At 63.7% G+C, this 16,640-nt stretch carries 17 protein-coding genes and 1 pseudogene; 4 read left to right on the forward strand and 14 right to left on the reverse strand.

Annotation, left to right across the window (positions count from 1 at the left end; translation table 11 throughout):
• The first annotated feature begins 170 nt into the window (after positions 1-170).
• Entirely contained in the window at positions 171-1,403 is a 1,233-nt protein-coding gene (locus WS61_RS08375; protein WP_059500047.1) for an MFS transporter, read from the forward strand.
• A 307-nt stretch (positions 1,404-1,710) separates the two neighbouring features.
• Here the strand turns inward: WS61_RS08375 and WS61_RS08380 are convergent, their stop codons facing one another.
• Entirely contained in the window at positions 1,711-2,649 is a 939-nt protein-coding gene (locus WS61_RS08380) for a PLP-dependent cysteine synthase family protein (protein ID WP_059500048.1), read from the reverse strand.
• 242 nt (positions 2,650-2,891) lie between these two features.
• Complete coding sequence (locus tag WS61_RS08385) at positions 2,892-3,758, reverse strand: NmrA family NAD(P)-binding protein (RefSeq protein ID WP_059500049.1); 867 nt, start codon at positions 3,756-3,758, stop codon at positions 2,892-2,894.
• Between the two features lie 210 nt (positions 3,759-3,968).
• Here WS61_RS08385 and WS61_RS08390 point away from each other — a divergent pair, with 210 nt between their 5' ends.
• Positions 3,969-4,901: a LysR family transcriptional regulator gene (locus WS61_RS08390; RefSeq protein WP_059500073.1), complete on the forward strand. Its 933-nt coding sequence runs from the start codon at positions 3,969-3,971 to the stop codon at positions 4,899-4,901.
• Between the two features lie 132 nt (positions 4,902-5,033).
• Here the strand turns inward: WS61_RS08390 and WS61_RS08395 are convergent, their stop codons facing one another.
• A complete protein-coding gene (locus WS61_RS08395) occupies positions 5,034-5,996 on the reverse strand; it encodes a GlxA family transcriptional regulator (RefSeq protein WP_059500050.1) in 963 nt (320 codons plus the stop codon).
• A 152-nt stretch (positions 5,997-6,148) separates the two neighbouring features.
• On the opposite strand from WS61_RS08395, the gene WS61_RS08400 reads away from it, so the two are divergent.
• Complete coding sequence (locus WS61_RS08400) at positions 6,149-6,496, forward strand: SDR family NAD(P)-dependent oxidoreductase (protein WP_257127202.1); 348 nt, start codon at positions 6,149-6,151, stop codon at positions 6,494-6,496.
• A gap of 22 nt (positions 6,497-6,518) precedes the next feature.
• On the opposite strand, the gene WS61_RS08405 is transcribed toward WS61_RS08400, so the two are convergent.
• The 10 genes and pseudogenes from WS61_RS08405 to WS61_RS08445 all read right to left on the reverse strand — a co-directional run bounded on the left by WS61_RS08405 (position 6,519) and on the right by WS61_RS08445 (position 13,228).
• Positions 6,519-7,256: a transporter substrate-binding domain-containing protein gene (locus WS61_RS08405; RefSeq protein WP_059500051.1), complete on the reverse strand. Its 738-nt coding sequence runs from the start codon at positions 7,254-7,256 to the stop codon at positions 6,519-6,521.
• A gap of 210 nt (positions 7,257-7,466) precedes the next feature.
• Positions 7,467-7,676 (reverse strand): annotated as a pseudogene (locus WS61_RS08410) (ABC transporter ATP-binding protein); the annotation flags it as partial.
• Positions 7,677-7,980: 304 nt separating this feature from the next.
• Positions 7,981-8,409, reverse strand: a complete 429-nt coding sequence (locus tag WS61_RS08415) for a hypothetical protein (protein WP_257127203.1) — start codon at positions 8,407-8,409, stop codon at positions 7,981-7,983.
• A gap of 217 nt (positions 8,410-8,626) precedes the next feature.
• Entirely contained in the window at positions 8,627-8,986 is a 360-nt protein-coding gene (locus tag WS61_RS08420) for a hypothetical protein (protein WP_257127204.1), read from the reverse strand.
• Between the two features lie 155 nt (positions 8,987-9,141).
• Positions 9,142-9,420: a hypothetical protein gene (locus tag WS61_RS34800; protein ID WP_124608902.1), complete on the reverse strand. Its 279-nt coding sequence runs from the start codon at positions 9,418-9,420 to the stop codon at positions 9,142-9,144.
• A 113-nt stretch (positions 9,421-9,533) separates the two neighbouring features.
• The gene (locus tag WS61_RS08425) at positions 9,534-9,875 is read right to left on the reverse strand and encodes a hypothetical protein (RefSeq protein WP_059500054.1); all 342 of its coding nucleotides are present in this window, start codon (positions 9,873-9,875) and stop codon (positions 9,534-9,536) included.
• Positions 9,876-10,096: 221 nt separating this feature from the next.
• The gene (locus tag WS61_RS08430) at positions 10,097-10,420 is read right to left on the reverse strand and encodes a hypothetical protein (protein WP_059500055.1); all 324 of its coding nucleotides are present in this window, start codon (positions 10,418-10,420) and stop codon (positions 10,097-10,099) included.
• Positions 10,395-10,979: an RNA 2'-phosphotransferase gene (locus tag WS61_RS08435; RefSeq protein WP_257127205.1), complete on the reverse strand. Its 585-nt coding sequence runs from the start codon at positions 10,977-10,979 to the stop codon at positions 10,395-10,397. The genes WS61_RS08430 and WS61_RS08435 overlap by 26 nt, the downstream gene beginning before the upstream one ends.
• 462 nt (positions 10,980-11,441) lie before the next feature.
• Complete coding sequence (locus tag WS61_RS34805; protein ID WP_157692714.1) at positions 11,442-11,807, reverse strand: hypothetical protein; 366 nt, start codon at positions 11,805-11,807, stop codon at positions 11,442-11,444.
• Between the two features lie 299 nt (positions 11,808-12,106).
• Positions 12,107-13,228, reverse strand: a complete 1,122-nt coding sequence (locus WS61_RS08445; protein WP_059500058.1) for a sensor histidine kinase — start codon at positions 13,226-13,228, stop codon at positions 12,107-12,109.
• A 420-nt stretch (positions 13,229-13,648) separates the two neighbouring features.
• Here WS61_RS08445 and WS61_RS08450 point away from each other — a divergent pair, with 420 nt between their 5' ends.
• The gene (locus WS61_RS08450; RefSeq protein ID WP_059500075.1) at positions 13,649-14,755 is read left to right on the forward strand and encodes an alpha/beta fold hydrolase; all 1,107 of its coding nucleotides are present in this window, start codon (positions 13,649-13,651) and stop codon (positions 14,753-14,755) included.
• Positions 14,756-14,789: 34 nt separating this feature from the next.
• Here the strand turns inward: WS61_RS08450 and WS61_RS08455 are convergent, their stop codons facing one another.
• Entirely contained in the window at positions 14,790-16,559 is a 1,770-nt protein-coding gene (locus tag WS61_RS08455; protein WP_059500059.1) for a histidine kinase, read from the reverse strand.
• Positions 16,560-16,640 lie beyond the last annotated feature (81 nt).

The raw sequence follows: 16,640 nt of genomic DNA on the forward strand, positions 1-16,640 counted from the left end.
ACGCGATGAGGTGTCGGCATGCAGGCGATCCCGATGCGCGACGGCATCGAACGCCGCAGGAGCGGCAGGCGCGACCGGGTAGACTCGGCGCGTCCATACCAACGAGCCGCGCCGGGCAACGTTGCCTTGCCGACCCCCTTCCCCCGCCCGAGACCGTGCCGAACCCCGTCATGCCGGACACCACCCGCCCCGCTCGCCTGAACTTCGCGCTCATGTTGCCGCTGCTGCTGGCGGCCCAGCCGGTGGCGACCGACAGTTATCTGCCGGCGCTGCCTGAAATCGCCGCGACGCTCGGCTCCGCCAGCGTCAGCCTCACGGTGTTCGCATTGATATTCGGTATCGGACAGTTGCCGATGGGCAGCCTGTCCGACCGGTTCGGCCGTCGCCCCGTCTTGCTGGCCGGCCTGACGCTCTATGCGCTGACCGCATTGGCGGCGGCGCTCGCGTCGACCGCCGCGATGCTGGTGACCGCGCGTGCGATGCAGGGCTTTGCCATGGCCGCGATACTGGTATGCGCCCGCGCGACGGTGCGCGACCGGTATTCGGCGGGCGACGGCCCGTACGTGATGGCACGCGGCTTCATGGGAATGGGGATGATGGCGTTCCTCGCCCCGATCGTCGGGGCGTACGTCACGCAGCACGCCGGCTGGCGATGGGTACTCGCGGGGATGAGCCTGTATGCGTTCGGCTTGCTCGTCATGTGCGGGTACGGCTTCGAGGAAAGCGCCGCGAGAATCGCGCCGCGCCGGAACGCGACCGGGGACGTGCGCGAGATATTCGGCAATGCTCCGTTCAGGGTATGGACGCTGCTGGCCGCGTCGACGTACACCGGCATGTTCTGTTTTCTGCTGCTTTCTCCGACGATCTATATCCGGCAGTTCGGCATCTCGCCGCAGCGATACGGCTGGATCCCCGCGAGCGGGACGCTCGTCTATGTCCTGAGTACCTTTGGCTGCCGGCAGTTGCTGCGACGTCAAAGCATGCTGCGCACGGTGCGCCAGGGCGCAACGTTGAGCCTGTCAGGCGCGGCGATCCAGGCGTTGGGATGTGCGCTGCTTCCCGGCAGCATCTGGCCGCTGCTCGTCGGGCATGGCGTGTATTGCCTCGGCCACGGAATCCATCAGCCTTGCGGGCAGGCAGGAGCGGTCAGCGGCCTGCCTCATCTTGCCGGTCGCGCGGTATCGTGGTCCGGCTTCATCATGATGTTCTTCGCTTTCGGCGTGGGACAGACGGCGGCGGTTTTCATCGATCCGCGCTATCAGTCGGGCGCTTGGCCGATGGTGGTGCCGATGCTCGTCGTCGGCGTCACGCTGGTCGCGATCGCGTTTGCGTGGTTGCCGAAAATCGGCGATGCGACTTTGGTCGCGGCAACGGTTCCGGCGCGCGCGGTGGAGGGTCGCTGAGTTGCGGCGGAGAATCGGCAGGTGAAGATCGCATGGCAGCGCCAGCAGATGCCAGTCGAGCGTGAAACCCGTCGCGCGATAGTTGGCCACGATCTCGTCGCCCCACGATGCTGGAGGCAAGCTCGGTACCGCGTCGTCGCGTCCGGTGCCGCGCAGCGGATCTCGAACACGCACGGCAACCTCGAACCCGAAGCGCTGCGCCGATCGGCCAATCCGGCGCGGACGAAAACGCTCCCGGCTATCGGGAAAGCGGGAGGTACCGCGTCCGTCATCCATGCGGATCTCGCCGACGCAAGCCCCCAAACCATCAGCCCATCGTTTGCGCGAACGACTTCAGATACTTCATGCCCGTGTCGCACATGATCGTCACGATCGTGGCGTCCGGGCCGAGCCGTTCGGCGAGTCGCAATGCGCCGGTTACGTTGGCGCCGGTCGACGTACCGCAGAACAGCCCCTCCTCGGCGGCCAGCCGGAACGCCATGGCTCTCGCGTCCTCCGTCGAGACGCGCTCGAGTTCGTCCGCGATGCCGTCGCGCCAAAGCGGCACGACATAGCCCGCGCCGATTCCGTCGATCTTGTGCGCCCCGGTCGGCCCGCCCGACAGCACAGCCGATTCGGCCGGCTCGACACCGGCGATCCGGATGCGTGCGTCATGCTCGCGCAAGCGCCGCGAAATCCCGCGCAGCGACGCAGCCGTACCGACGCTCTGGACGAAACCGTCGAGACGGCCGCCGGTCTGCTCCCAGATCTCGTCGGCCATCTTCGTATAGGCGCCGAGCTGATCGGTGTTTTCCATCTGTGCGGTGAGGTATGCGCCCGTCTCGCCGGCAATCCGGTGCGCTTCGCGAATCATGTCCTTCGTCAGCTTCTCGGTTTGCTTGCCGTTGTCGCTCGGGACGAGCGTCAGCTTCGCGCCAAGCAGGCGCATGTGATCGAGCTTCTCCTTCGCGAACGCATCCGATGAAACCAGATGCAGCGGATGCCGCTTGACGGCGCACACCAGCGCGAGCGACACACCCGTGCTGCCGCCGGTGTACTCGACCACCGCGCCGCCGGGCGTCAGACGCCCGTCGCGCTCGGGCGCTTCGATCATCGCCAGCGCGATCCGGTCTTTCATGCTGCCGGTCGGATTCTGGCTTTCGAGCTTGACGAACAGACGCGCGCCGTTCTTCGGGACAACGTATCGTAACGGGACGAGCGGCGTGTTGCCGATCGTGTCGAGGATGCTGCCGGGAGTCGATTTCATGTTGATCTCTGAAGTGAGCGAGGCCGATACGAGCAGGCGGATGGCGGTCGAACAAGTCCGGGAATGCCGGAGATGCTTCGCAGTCTAGACGCGCGGCGAGGCCTTGCGCCATAGTCATAAATGACATTAATGGCGGCATTTACGACACCCCTTCGGCATATAAGCCGCTCTCCGTCTGATCGGAAATCCGATGCATGGGCGGGCGCGGCGCAAGCGCGCCACGCGTCGCCCGCCGCATTCGTTCAGACCGTACGCGACACCAGCTCGCCCAGCACCGTGTCCAGCGCGACATGGCCGCGCAAGATATCGTCAGGATTGCTGTCGAAATCGATCCAGCCTTCGTTGAAGCCGTCCAGCATGCGCATGCGCGGGAGCGGATGTTTCATGCCCTGCGCGCGAAACAGCACTTCCCACGTTCGCCTGTCGACGGCTTCCGCACGCACGTCCCGGCCCATAACGCGAGCGAAGGCCAGCGCGAGATCGTGGGGGCTCACCCGGCGCGGGCCTTCGAGCTCGACGACACGCACACCGCGCCACGTCTGCTGCAGCAGTTCCGCCGCAACACGGCCCACGTCCGCGGTGGCGACCATCGGCACGGGCTTGTCGAGCGGCTGCAGGTAACTGGCGACGACGCCCCCGTCGCGCGCGGACGCGACATCCCACGCGGCGTTCTCCATGAACCAGCCGGGCCGCAGGAACGTCACCGGCATCGGCATCTCGCGCAGCGCCTGCTCCATCAGCGTGAGTTGCGTGAGCAGATTGGTTTCGTGGGCCTGCGCGCCGATCGTCGACAGGCAAACGACCTTTTCCGGACGCGCCGTCAGAAGCGCGGCGGATACGGCTTCGATCACCTTCCGCGCCTCGGGAAACCCGGGCGCCGGATCGAACACCGGCGGCAACAGGATGAAAACGCCCGACGCGCCGGCGAACGCGGCGGCGAGCGACGAAGGGTCTTCCATGACCGCGGTTGCCATCTCGCACCCGCGCTCCGCCCATGTCCTTGCCCGCGTCGTGTCGCGTACGACCGCGCGCACCGGCCGCCCCGCGGCCAGCAGCTCGCGAGCCAGTGCGCCGCCGACCTGGCCGGTGATTCCCGTGATTGCATACATTGCTCGTTCTCCATGTGTGAATACGTGGGTCGCATTCTGGACAAACGCCGAGCGAAACAAAACGACATGGATGGCATCAGATAAGTGACAACGCGTCATCAATTCGGCATGATCGACACGGACGCCCGGCAGCACCGCACCGCGCAGCGTTCGCGCGTCGGCCTTCCGTGGGCCGCTCGCCATCCGCTCCCCGTATTCACTCGAACGACGATGAGATCCAGTAGCGAAAAACTGTCCGGCAGCATCAGCGTGTTCGCCGCCGTGGTCGATGCCGGGACATTCGCGGCTGCCGCCGACGTGATCGGCATGACGCCGCCGGGCGTCAGCCGAGCGATTGCCCGGCTGGAAAGAAGGCTGAACATCCGGCTGTTCAACCGAACGACGCGATCGGTGTCGCTCACCGAAGAGGGCCGCCGCTTTTACGAGCAGGTCATGCCCCATCTCGCCGGGCTGGAGGAAGCCGCCGCGGCGGCCGCAGGCGGCGCCTCCGCCGTGCGCGGAAAGCTGCGAATCAATCTGGATCCCGTCGTCTACCGGGCCATTCTCGGGCCACGGCTCGATGCGTTCATGGACGCACATCCCGAACTCGAAATCGAGCTCATCGCGCGAGACAGCCTGGGCGACCTCGTCATGGACGGCTTCGACCTCGCCGTGCGATTCGGCGAACCGCGCGCATCCAGCCTGATCGCGAGAAAGCTGCTCGACACCGGCGTCGTGACGGTCGCGGCGCCCTCGTACATCGCGCGCCGGGGACGGCCGGCAAAACCCCAGGACCTCGAGGACGGGAGCCACCGCTGCCTGGAATTTCGCAACCCCGAGACAGGCAAGCCGTTCGCGTGGGAATTCCATCGCAAGCGCAAACGCATCGTGGTCGACACCCGCGGACGCCTCACGGTCAACGATCCGGGCGCGCTGCTCAACGCGTGCCTCGCCGGTTCCGGCATTGCGCAGATGCTGCTGCTCGGCGCCGAGCCGCTGATCGCCGACGGCCGGTTGATCGATCTCTTTCCCGAATGGGCCGACGAGCGGTATCCGTTATACGCGTACTACCCGTCCCGGCATCACGTGCCGGCAAAGACGCGCGCGTTCCTGGATTTCATGATCGAACTGACGCGCGTTCACGCGGACGTCGGCACGCGCTAGCGCGGCTCCGGCGGAGCCCACGGGACCATGCCTCGGCATGCGCGGCGTACGACGGCGCCGCCGTCGACGCAGCGACGGCGTTCGAGCCCGGTCGCTCGCGTTGGCGAAGCAATGCCGGCCGTACCGAGGACGCTACCGATTGTCGGCACGCAGTTCCCGCACCCCACGGCCGAGCCGGCGCCGCAACAAGGCCCGCAACGTCGCCGCATCCGCATAGCCGACCTCGCTTGCGATCGTCTCCAGGTCGTAACCCATCGACACGAGGTTCTGCGCCCGTTCGATCCGGAGATCCTGGAAGAACGCCAACGGCGACTTCCCGAGTGCCGCCTCGGTACGGCGCTGCAACGTGCGCGGTCCGACGGCCAATGCCGCTGCGGCTGCCTGAAGCGAGAAACCCAGGGAAAGATTCTCGCGAGCCCAGCGCTCGAATCGCGCGACCAATGGATCGGCGTGTGCAAGGTAATCCGGAATGATGTATTCGGCTTGCGATGCGCGCTTGTCGATCAGCATCAAGCGCGCCACGAGCGTGGCCAGTTCGGGACTGGCCTGACGCAGCAACCACAGCGCCAGGTCGAGATGGCCCATGGCCGACCCTGCCGTGATCAGGCGATCCGCGGCGACGACCATGCGCGACTCGTTCAGATCCACCGCCGGATAACGTTGACGGAAAAAAGGCGAGAGCGACCAGGTGGTCGTCGCCTCGCGATGATCCAGAAGCCCGGCTTCGGCCAGCAAGAACGTACCGATACAGGCGGCGGCCACGCCGATGCCGCCAGCATGCCACGCACGAAGGTGCGCCATCGCATCGCGCACGTCTCGACGCTCCAGCGCCTGGGCCAGGCGTTCCGGCTCCCTGATACCGGGCGCGGGCACGACCACCCAGTCCGGGTGGCGCACGCCGCTTGCCGGTTCCACCGTCATCGACAATCCATGCGCGGTGCGAATGCGTTTGCGCACGCCAGCCACCGTCACGTCGAAGGGTGGCGCGGCAAAGCCTTGAGCAGCAGCCAGTTCGTTGGCCATCGCGAAGGTATCCAGCAGCACCGTGAGCCCGGTATCGAACAGACCGTCGAGGGCCAGGATGGTCAATCTCATGTCGCAAACGTCGCTGTGAATATCGTTTACGACTATAGCCCGATTTGCGGGCAAAGCCCGGCGTGCATGTCGACGCGGCACAGACGCACGTCAGGTCGCCCTCGCTTTTCCCACCCTTTGCGAAGGACACTTGCCCAGTAGCTCGACCAGCCGTGTCTCGCATCCGGAAAACGCGTACCCGCGCCGCTGAGAGAGTCACGGCGGCGCCCGTCTACTCGATGGCGAAAGCGGCCATCGACACGCTGCCCCATACGCTCGCCATCGAGCTGGGGCCGCGCGGCATCGCCGCGAACGCCGTCGCGCCGGGCTTCACGCGCACGGATGCGAACGCCGCCTTTCGCGAGAATCCCGAACGCGTCAAGGCGGCCGAGGCGCAAATCGCGCTGGGCCGCTTTGGCGAGCCTTCGGAAATCGCCGCCGTCGTCGCGTTTCTGGCTTCCGAGGACGGTCATTGGGTGACCGGCCGGACGATCGAGGCGACCGGCGACGTGCGCGAATGACCGAACGCGGCCGCGTGCCGACCTATCCTGTCTGCAACACGGCCGGATCGATTTCGCGCGCGGTCAGCCCGAATTTCGCCATGCGGGCGCGATGGTCCGGCGAGCCGAGATATGAACGAAGTCGTCGGTTAACCGCCGTCAGAAGATCCCGGTTTTCCCGGTTGAACGAAAACGCCCCCAGCGGAGGGGTCCGCTGGCTGCCGTTTACCTCCGGCTCGTGCGCGACGTCCTCGATCATCGCGCGGCCTATCCGGCTCGCAACGATCCGGTTTCCCAAGGCCGTGCTCGCGTAGGCGTCGATCACGCCGGAGAGAACGGCCGCGATCGCGTCGGCTTGCTGTTCGAAGACGACGATCTGCCGCCGACTCACGCCCGACGCGATCGCGGAATCATGCTGCACCTGCCCTGCAATGATGCCGAGACGCGCATCGGGACGTTCGGCGATCGACGCATAGCTGCGCAGCGCCTTCGGGTTGCCGGGCCGGACCAGAAAGCCGTCCCCGATCCCCCACACCGGCACGCTGAACGCGACGGTATCGGCGCGCTTCGGCGTCACGAAGAGCGGCACGTTCATGTCCCAGCGACCTGCTTCGACGCCGGGCAGCAATTCGCTGAACGTCGTCGGGCAGTACTCGATTCGGGTGGCGCCAATCTGCCGGAGAATCGTCCCGGCGAGCTCGAGATCGGCACCGGTAGCGGTGCCGTCCGCTTCGGTCCAGCCGAACGGCGGCTCTTCGATGTACGCAACGGTCAACTTCATCGCTTTCTCTCGCAAGCCGAAGAATCGATCGGGAATTCATCAGCTTACCGTGGGAAGTGGAGGTTCACTAAGCGTCGACAAAATTATTCCGGGCGTAAGCAAGTCGGCGAAATTTTCTTGACGCAACCGCCGATGAAGTCATCGATCCGGACATCGAACGCCTGATGCGACAGGCGTGCCAGCGTGACGGAATGAATTGGCTCCGCGCTGTTCGACGTTAACCGCGACATCCGTCATCCGGATCATGTGAGGCTTGATGCCGTCGTCTTCCGCCGTCGCGGCTTCCTTCGGATGGATCGGCGCTTCGAGCCGCGCCTTCGTCGCGATGAACTCCGGCGTATTGACCTGCGAATAATCGCGCGGCCGTTGCACCGGCATCGCGATCAGTTCCTTCACCCCGCCCGAATTCGCTTTCAGCATTCCGGGCTACGGTGAAGAGTCGGTTTCGGCAGGTTTCGAAGAGATAGCGCCAGACCGCTGGAAGGATGGAGTCTGTCAGCCGGACATCGAGCGCCGCCTGCATACGCTATACAAGAAGCCCGGGTATGCGATGTAACGGCAAAGCGGCCATTGGAGTGACTCACTGCGACCACCCGAGCGAGTGGCGGGAAATGGCCGAAGTCGAGCGCATCGCCGGGTGCCCGGAACGCTTCGAATATGAATGCTGCGAGATGCGTCAACCGACCGAGTCAACAGAACGAGTGCTATCTCCGGTGACGCGTATTCAACGACGCTCCGTAATCGGACCCTCAGCGTCAACTGTCCCCACCGCGCCGACGGCGCCGCCAACGGAAATCGGTCCATGTGCCTCCAGATCACCATGCACGGTCAGCGGGCCATGCACGGTGAGCGGGCCGTGAAACGTATTTTCTCCCTGACGTCTGCGTACGGCATGCCCGTCGGGAGGAATCCGTTCAATCGTGGCCGCGGTGACCGGGCCGCGAGCGGAGATGTCACCAGCCACCGTCAGCGAGCCGTCGACAGTAACCGGCCCGAGGACGACGAGCGATCCGTCGACGCTGAGCGGCCCCGTGACGACCGGTTCGGCATGCCCCGACGTGACGAAGACAGAGGAGGCCAGCAGAACCGCGCGCGCCATCGCGCTTCCTGCCCGCCTCGATGCCATGCTCTTTCCTGGCGCCAGATGAAGCATTTCACATGTCCTCCTGCCCGGTGTCTACTTACGCGAGCGCCAGCGGTCCACTGACTCGCGACGGGCGGCTGCGGCTGAAGCACGCCCGGACGCTATTGATCCAGTCTAGTCACGGAGTTGACGAGCACAAGCGGCATCGGCGCGATAGCGCAACGCGGCGCGACAGCACACGAGACTTCTGAACTACGCTGGCGCGTCGTGTGCTAAAAAGATTTGACTATCGCAAATGGCTTCCGTCAGGATTGACTGCTTCATCGTCTTTCCTGGAAGGGTAGTATTTCTTCTTCTGCTCAAGCTCATAGAAGAGTGTGCCGTGAATACCGTTCACCTCCTTCTTCTTCACCGGACGAGTCCATATCTCGGCGAAAGCAGCATCCAACGACGCCTCATCGGATCGGCCATAAACCTCGTCGATGAATGCAATGTCAGTCTCCTTCGGAAATATCAAGTCAAACTGCTCGTCTGTCGCCGCAAAAATGTCATAAACACAATTTTCTGCGCCGTCGATAATCTGAATATTTTTCATTTCTGAAGCGGACCTCCAAAGCAGCATCTGGCCCGCCAGATGCTGCACCATTATGCGCGATCACGGCAGGGTATGGGCTTGAACAACCGTCTCCTGCAGTCTGCAGCCAGACTCGTTCGGCTGTAGTCGACCCTCAAGAGACGCTCGAAGTTGCTGGGAACGGCCGTTCAAAACATACAGCTTTATACCTACTGCAGGGCTGCCTTCTACTTTTCGAGCCGGCGAAGCATGATCTGGCCGAGCTCTGAAGGTTGTCGCAACAACGATTCGCGCAATGGTCCCTCGTAATTTAGATCTGTCGACTCAAGCCCGTGCACGATGCTCCAGAAGACTCCAGCACCATCATCTTCGGGAAATCGTTCAAAAATGCGAAACAGGACCGGCAGACAAGCGATCGATACATCTCCCTGCCAAAGCTCCGATAAGAGCGTGTCTAACTTGCGCCAGTCGCCTGCGGGGCTAGGCTTAAACTGGTCGATTTCCAAGAGAATTTCGTTTAGCGGACGACTCATTGTTAGTCTTGTGCGGAGCTACGGAGGGAGACGGGCGGATTTATAAACGTCCGCTCGTGGCCGATCTGAGCCGATAAACGACCGACTCAGGCGCATTGGTTATAGTGGTTTCTTATGTCGCCGCAGGCGAGATCAAACCTCTCGTAGTATTCGGCACAGAACCGTTCCTCCTTCGACGACAAGTGCAATAACGCGAGGAGATTTGCTGCATTATTCGGGACAGCAAAGGCTCCGAGTTCATGCAGCGCCTCAGGGTACAACTCCCTCATTGGTTCGAGAGTGCCGGAGTTTCGAACGGCGTAGTCAACGACCCACATGCTGTAGACGACGCGTTCGATCAGCGTCAGGCTGCTGAAACCCTCAAGTGATTTTTTCTGTATGACACGGTTTCCTTCGTCAATCAACCACGTTTCCATATCGAGTTTCATAGGCGGGTCGGAACAGATAGCTGCCTTGAGGCAAGGCGTTGTTTGCGCGGGGGTATGAAAGGTGTCGCCCTAGACGTGTTGCAATCGACGAAATTGTCAGCAATCTAGCCCCGCCTGTCGAGTGTCCGGTTGTGGCCGTATGCCGCCCGACGCGTGCGGCTGTAGTCGACACTGAACGGACGTTCGAATTTCCAGATAGCGGCCGTTCGACAAGCAGAGACCTATCGTTGCAAGGAGGTTTCATAGCTCCAACCTCGCGCATGTGTCAGGAGAGCATCGTATTGTCGCTGCCTGTCATGCAACTGCATGCTCAAAGCCGCTTTACCTATAAATTCAAGAGCGCGCCAATTGGCATCGTCGCCTTTCTCGAACGCGGCCTCGAGCGCATCCAGCGCTAACTCGAGTTCGTTATGGCTTAAGTACTCTTCGAACTCTTTAATCTCGTCAGCGCAGACTCCCTCCGCAGCTTCGGAAAGGTTGGCTCTCGCTTCGCGCAGATAGGTGAAAGTCCTGGCCCAGTCAAAGGGGGCGTTGAGGAGCATCATCCACAAACATTGGCAAGTCGAACGGGTGTACGAACTGAGGCGGCACCGCTTGTGTGAGCCAAACACCGTTTTGTGATTGGAAGAAGGCGTGACCCAACTCGTACATCTTCGCGGAATCCACTCTCAACACTATAGGACTGCCGTGCCGACGCCCAACGGCAAGCGCGGTAGCGATGTCCGCCGACAGATGTACGTGCTGCCTGCTCTGGGGTTTCAGGCCCTGCTCCGCAATGGCAGGAACGAACCTGCTTGCGGTGCCGTGAAAAAGTTGGGCAGGCGGCTTTAGCGCTTCGAGACCAAGATTCACATCAACTGAGTGTCCTTGGTTGGCTCGGATCATCAGCCCGTCGCCGCTGATGGCAAACCGTCTCTTGTCGCTGGTCGACACGATCTTTTCAAGCATCGCACGATCAATTCGCTTTCCGTGCGCGTTGGCTTGCCGGAGAAGCAGCTCGACATTTGCCCAACCGGCTTCATTCAGCGAAAGACCTATCGTTTCCGGAACGTGTCTGAGCACCAAACTAAGGAATTTGCTGATGGAGGTCAGGTCTTCGCTCAATTCGCCCACTCCTAATGCTCCGGAATCATGCATGTCTCGATCCAGTTCTCCATGTCGGTGTAGAAAACGGTGATAGGCCAGGGTAAGCGCTCACGCGACTTCGACCAAGTTAGATGAACCACCGCAACCCGACCACTTCCATCGAGAATTTCAAACAAAGCGTCGTCGCCCAAGCCCCTTCCGATAAGCCTTGCAGGTAGCTCGAACATTTCGTGCCCCGGAGGAACCTCTAGCGCGAGCTGTCGCGCGAAGGTCTCGTGAAAATGATTGTCCATACTTTCAGTGGGCCACCATGGTTCAAGCCATTCCATGCATACACCTTTCACAAGCGGCCATTCTTGGCCAGTGGCGAACTCGAGCGTTCAATTGTAGCCGGGCTGCACCGATGCGTGTCGATGGAACATAGGCGGTCTCCGACCCATCACCGCCACTCGAATTTCCCGAGCTGGTCGTTTGCAGCTTTCAATCCATACGCAGCCGGATGTCGTCTGCTTCCGACCTAGCAATGGTGATGCAAAAATGAAGTTGATCTGTTGTCTCAGGATTCTCTTGCGACCACTCCAGAGCTGCGGCCTGAACTATTCGACGACAAAAATCGGCCGCATCCTGCATCGATAGATGCCCGAGACTCGCGGTGCCCTGCGGTGCATTCCCGTGTCCGACCCGTCCATCTTGGGCTCTGATCCATCCTTCCCAGCCTAGAATCTGCACTTTTTTGCGGGCGCAGTAATTAATTGCCTCGACGGCTGCATTGAGCGGCAAGACGATCTCAATTTGAGAAATCGATTGTTGTGCGGGTTCAGGTGGAAGTAGCGTCAACTGGGACATCGGACTTTATCGCGATCGAGAACGTCGGATTGTGTGCAGTCTAGGTGAGCATGTCGAGTGGCTGTTGCTGGCCGGTAACAGCCTATCGCCATCCCCGGCCGCAAGCCGGCTGGCGAACCTCGAGCGATCGCATGCGGGCCACTGCGAACTCATCGGCTAAAGCAACTTTTCGCGATCACTCGAGCCCACCAGCAGCAAACTGCCGCAACCTCCGCCCCAAGCGATGCAGCACCACCATCCCGCGCGCCTCCGAGCGGACTCGCGCAAAGCCAACGCATCCCCGGCCCCCGCTTCCCGCCTCACACGCCTCTCGGCAGCCGCACCGCGAATACGGTTTCCGTCTGATCGGACCGCGCGTCGATCCGGCCGCGATGCGCCTTGGCAATTTCGTTGGCGATGAACAAGCCGAGTCCCAGGCCGGTATCGTCACCCGTTCTGTCTGAACGATCCGCGCCGCGCTGAAGCGGATCGAAGATGCGGTCCAGCGTGAGCCGATCGATGGCCGGGCCGTTATTGCCGACCTCGATGAGCACCTCCGCGCCGCCCGCCTCGGCCATCACCCGCACCGGTGTCCCGGCCGCGCCGTACTTGACGGCATTGCTCACCAGATTACTCAGCAGTTGCTGCATTCGCTGATCGTCCCAATCACCTCGCAGATCGCCGCTCATATCGAGCGTAATTTCGCGATCGGGATGACCTGCCCGCAATTCGTCCACCACGTTGACGAGCACGTGCGCGAGATCGATCTTGCGGGGAACGACGTTGATGCCCAGTCCGAGCTGGGTTCGATTGAAATCGCAGAGATCGTCGAGAAGGCCGTGCATGCGGGCACCGCTTCTGATCAGGCGCGCGGCTGCTTCCGATACCTCCTCACCTGCATTGAGCGCCGCGAGATACGACGCCGTGACCTGGATCGTCTGCAGCGGCGTGCGCATGTCGTGGCCCAGCATGCCGAGGAGCAAGTTGCGAGCCTGCTCGATCTCTTCGGTAAAAAAGGCGACGGATTCCGCCAGCGCCTGATCGATCGCCTCGTTGAAGCGAATCACGTCGTCCAGATGGGGCGCGCTCGGCCGACACTCGTCGATCCACAGGCGCAGCACGCTGGCGCGCAGCGCCCGATACTCGGCTGCCAACTGGTTGATGTTGAAGCCCCGCCGGGCGCGCAGGGCGGCATGAGTCTGGGCGGCCGTCTCTCCGGCATTCACTGGCTCGGGTGCGTGCCCCAGCGATTTTTGACGTTGCGCTTCCCTCGTTTGCGGCGTCGCGATGTCCTTGGCGACGGCGGTCAGAATCTCACGCGCGTGATCGCGTAGCCCGATCGAGTTCATGTTCCGCGCGGCCGGTAGCAGGGTGGCGGCGAACGCTTCCCACTGCACCAGGATCGGTTCCATGTTCCGTACGATGAAATCAGCAAGCCGCATGTCGCCCCTCACAACGGAATGAACGATGGACACTGCAGTCGAACCGCACGATATTACGTGAATATCGGCGTCAGCCGGCGATTCGATCGCCGTCGTCGTTTCCGCCCGCGCGGGCGGAGAGCGTCGAGCGGCGGCTTCGATCGACCGCGCCCGCCGGCCACCGTCGACCGCCGGGCGCGGCATTCGGCACCTTTGAACGATATGCTGCTGAATTGACGGTCGCGACAGGGCCGAAGCGACCTTCGATTCGCACGCACGTCACGTCGGGCGGCTAGCATGGCCGAGACAGTCGGTGCGGCGCCGTTCGATTGCCGCGGCACCGGCAGTACGAACCTTGCGCCGCGCTCGCTCTACCTTCATCCCGACGCCGGATTCGGCCACATTTTCCTGCCACGGCCGGCCGCCGGCACGAAACTGCACATGCCCAGGAAAAAACCAAGCCTCTGGTTGCGGCCTCTCGACCTGTTTGCCATCGCGACCGGTGCGCGCCCGAAGAAGTCGGTCGGCAGGTCGCGGCCGGCCGTCAAGAAGGCGACCAAAAAGGCCGCCCCGCGGACCGCCAAGCCCGCCTCCACCGTCCGTACCGCCAGACGGACCGGCGCCGCGCGCGCCCCGTCGGCCCGGCCGCCCGGCACCTGGCTCCGCTCGTTTCATTCCGTTGGCCCGAGCGCCGGCCGGCTCGTGAACCATCTGGCGTACGCGCTGTATCTCCCCGTCGCCCCGGCGGCAACCGCAGGCATGCCGGCCGTCGTCATGCTGCACGGCTGCAAGCAGACCGCCGAATCGTTCGCCGCAGGCACGCGCATGTGCCGTCTCGCGGAGCGGTCCGGGTTCGCCGTGCTGTTTCCCGAGCAGGCCAAGACGGCCCATGCGCACCGCTGCTGGCACTGGCATGGCGACGCGACCCAGTCCGAAGCCGCGGCCGTCGCGTCGCTGGTCGACGCCATCGTGCGGCGACACGGCTTCGATCGCGACCGGATCTACGTGGCCGGCATGTCCGCGGGCGCCGGGCTCGCCGCGGCGCTGGCGATACGGTATCCCGACCGCTTCGCGGCGGTCGGCCTGCACTCGGGCCCGGCGATCGCGCCGCCGTCGTCGACGATGGCCGCGATGAGCCTGATGCGTCGCGGCATCCGCGACGATCCGATCCATGTGCTCGACGCGTGCACCGACGTCGCGTCCTATCCCGGCATGCCGGCGCTCGTCGTCCACGGCGCGCTCGATACGGTCGTGACCGACCGCAATGCGACGCAGCTCGGCATCGCGTTCGCGCGACTCAACCGGCTCGTCGATGAACACGGCGCGATCCGCGTCGGCGAGCAACGCCGCTACGCGCAGGACGAGGCGGACTACATCGATTATCTGAAGCGTGGACGGCTGGTCGTCAGGGTGTGTGTCGTTCGCGGGCTGCGGCATGCATGGAGCGGCGGAGATCCGGACGAGCCGTTCCATTCCGCCACGGGGCCGGACGCGACCGCGATGTTCTGGCATTTCTTTCGTCGTCAGCGCCGCAAGCGATCGGCATGACACACGACGCCCGCGACCACTCGCCGTCATGTCGTCACGCCCGTTGCTCCTGCGCTGCCGCGTGCGTGCGGTCGCCGGCGCGTCGAACCGGCAACCGTATCCGGAAGGTCGTGCCGCGCCCCGGCTCGCTGGTCACGTCGATGGTGCCGCGATGACGCTCGACGATGCCGTGCGATACCGACAGTCCGAGCCCCGTGCCCTGCCCGACCGGCTTCGTGGTGAAGAACGGATCGAAGATCCGCCGCGCGACGTCGGGCGTCATGCCGACGCCGGTATCGCTGATCGCGATCGACACCTGATCGCCGTCGCTCGACGTGCGGATCGTGATCACGCCGCGCTCCGGAATCGCTTGCGCCGCGTTGACCAGCAGGTTCATGAAAACCTGGTTCAACTGCGACGGCAGGCATTCGACGTGCGGGACATCGCCGTAGTCGCGCACGATGTCGGCCTTGTACTTGAGTTCGTTGTGGACGACGTTGAGCGTGCTCTCGAGGCCCGCATGGAGATCGACCACGCTCCATTCGTCGCTGGCCGGGCGCGAGAAATCGCGCAGGTCCTGCACGATGCGCCGCACGCGTAGCGCGCCGTCGATCGACTCGTCGATCAACAGCGCGATCTCGTCCCGGACATAGTCGAGATCCGCCGCGCGGCGCACGGCCGCCAACGCGTCGCGGGTGGCGGGGTCGAGCTGCGGCAGCACGGCTTCATGTGCCGCGATCACGTCGAGCAGGCTACGCACCCACGTCTTCAACGTATTGAGGTTCGCGCTGACGAAGCCGATCGGATTGTTGATCTCGTGCGCGACGCCGGCCGCGAGCTGGCCGATCGACGCGAGCTTTTCCGACTGCAGCAACTGGTCGTGCGTTTCCTCGAGCGCATGCAGCAAACGCCGCTGTTCGTCCTTTTCCTGTTCGAGCAGCGCGTGCGCGGCCTTGCGTTCGTCGATCTCGGCCGCCATGTTCTCGCGCGTGCGTTGCAGCATCCGTGTCGTCTGCTCGTAGCTATGCAGCGCGCGTTCGAGTTCGCTGGTTCTCACCCGCACGAGCCGTTCGAGCGTGTCGGTCATCCCGCGCAGAAAAGTTGTGCGCGCATCGAAACGGCACACCAGCAGCGTGACGACCAGCGTCGCCATCGTAAACAACGCGACCGTCGTCGCGAGCCACGGCGCATCGACCCCGTTCGCGGCGCCGCACCGTGCATCCGGCGCGAAATGCGCAGCCGCCATCGCCGTGTAGTGCATGCCGGTAATCGCGATGCCCATGACGACGGCCGCGCCGATGCGCTGCGCGGTCGCATGGCGCGCCTGCTGCATGCGCAACGCCTGCGCGATCCACAGTGCAGCCGTCGACGCGATCACCGCGATGCCGATCGACGCGGCGAACAGCGCGGCATCGTAGCGAATGCCGGGCTGCATGTGCATCGCGGCCATCCCCGTGTAATGCATGCCGGCGATCCCGCCGCCCATCAGCACGCCGCCCGCGCACAGGCGCCACCAGGCCAGCCGTGCGCGCGTGACGACGTTCAGCGCGAAATACGATACGAGCACCGCGATCGCCAGCGACGCGCCGGTTTCCTGCCATGCATAGCCGAGCGGCACCGGCAGCGAAAACGCGAGCATGCCGACGAAATGCATCGACCAGATTCCGGTGCCCATCGCCGCCGCGCCGCCACTGAGCCATGCGCGCTTGAGCTTAGGATTGTCGAGCAGCGAGATGAACGCGGCGAGGTCGAGCGTCGTATAGGACGCAAGCGTCGCGATCGCGAGCGATAGCAGGACGAGCGAAACGTTGTAGATGCCATGCATGATCGGACGCCCGGAACGGGTTGAATGCATCGCCGCGGCGCGGGCGGTCGCGCGCACCGCGGCCATCGGGCCGGCGTTTCG

This window comes from Burkholderia sp. ABCPW 11, from assembly GCF_001523445.1.
In the GTDB taxonomy this organism is placed as follows: Bacteria; Pseudomonadota; Gammaproteobacteria; order Burkholderiales; family Burkholderiaceae; genus Burkholderia.

Coding starts and splice junctions, on each gene's coding strand:
- WS61_RS08445 (WP_059500058.1), bottom strand. CDS start 13,228: ATGCGGCTTGCTGATTTCATCGTACGGAACATGGAACCGATCCTGGTG.
- WS61_RS08415 (WP_257127203.1), bottom strand. CDS start 8,409: ATGCTTCATCTGGCGCCAGGAAAGAGCATGGCATCGAGGCGGGCAGGA.
- WS61_RS08385 (WP_059500049.1), bottom strand. CDS start 3,758: ATGTATGCAATCACGGGAATCACCGGCCAGGTCGGCGGCGCACTGGCT.
- WS61_RS08450 (WP_059500075.1), top strand. CDS start 13,649: ATGCCCAGGAAAAAACCAAGCCTCTGGTTGCGGCCTCTCGACCTGTTT.
- WS61_RS08390 (WP_059500073.1), top strand. CDS start 3,969: ATGAGATCCAGTAGCGAAAAACTGTCCGGCAGCATCAGCGTGTTCGCC.
- WS61_RS08430 (WP_059500055.1), bottom strand. CDS start 10,420: ATGATGCTCCTCAACGCCCCCTTTGACTGGGCCAGGACTTTCACCTAT.
- WS61_RS08395 (WP_059500050.1), bottom strand. CDS start 5,996: ATGAGATTGACCATCCTGGCCCTCGACGGTCTGTTCGATACCGGGCTC.
- WS61_RS08420 (WP_257127204.1), bottom strand. CDS start 8,986: ATGGTGCAGCATCTGGCGGGCCAGATGCTGCTTTGGAGGTCCGCTTCA.
- WS61_RS34805 (WP_157692714.1), bottom strand. CDS start 11,807: ATGTCCCAGTTGACGCTACTTCCACCTGAACCCGCACAACAATCGATT.
- WS61_RS08375 (WP_059500047.1), top strand. CDS start 171: ATGCCGGACACCACCCGCCCCGCTCGCCTGAACTTCGCGCTCATGTTG.
- WS61_RS08425 (WP_059500054.1), bottom strand. CDS start 9,875: ATGAAACTCGATATGGAAACGTGGTTGATTGACGAAGGAAACCGTGTC.
- WS61_RS08455 (WP_059500059.1), bottom strand. CDS start 16,559: ATGCATGGCATCTACAACGTTTCGCTCGTCCTGCTATCGCTCGCGATC.
- WS61_RS08405 (WP_059500051.1), bottom strand. CDS start 7,256: ATGAAGTTGACCGTTGCGTACATCGAAGAGCCGCCGTTCGGCTGGACC.
- WS61_RS08380 (WP_059500048.1), bottom strand. CDS start 2,649: ATGAAATCGACTCCCGGCAGCATCCTCGACACGATCGGCAACACGCCG.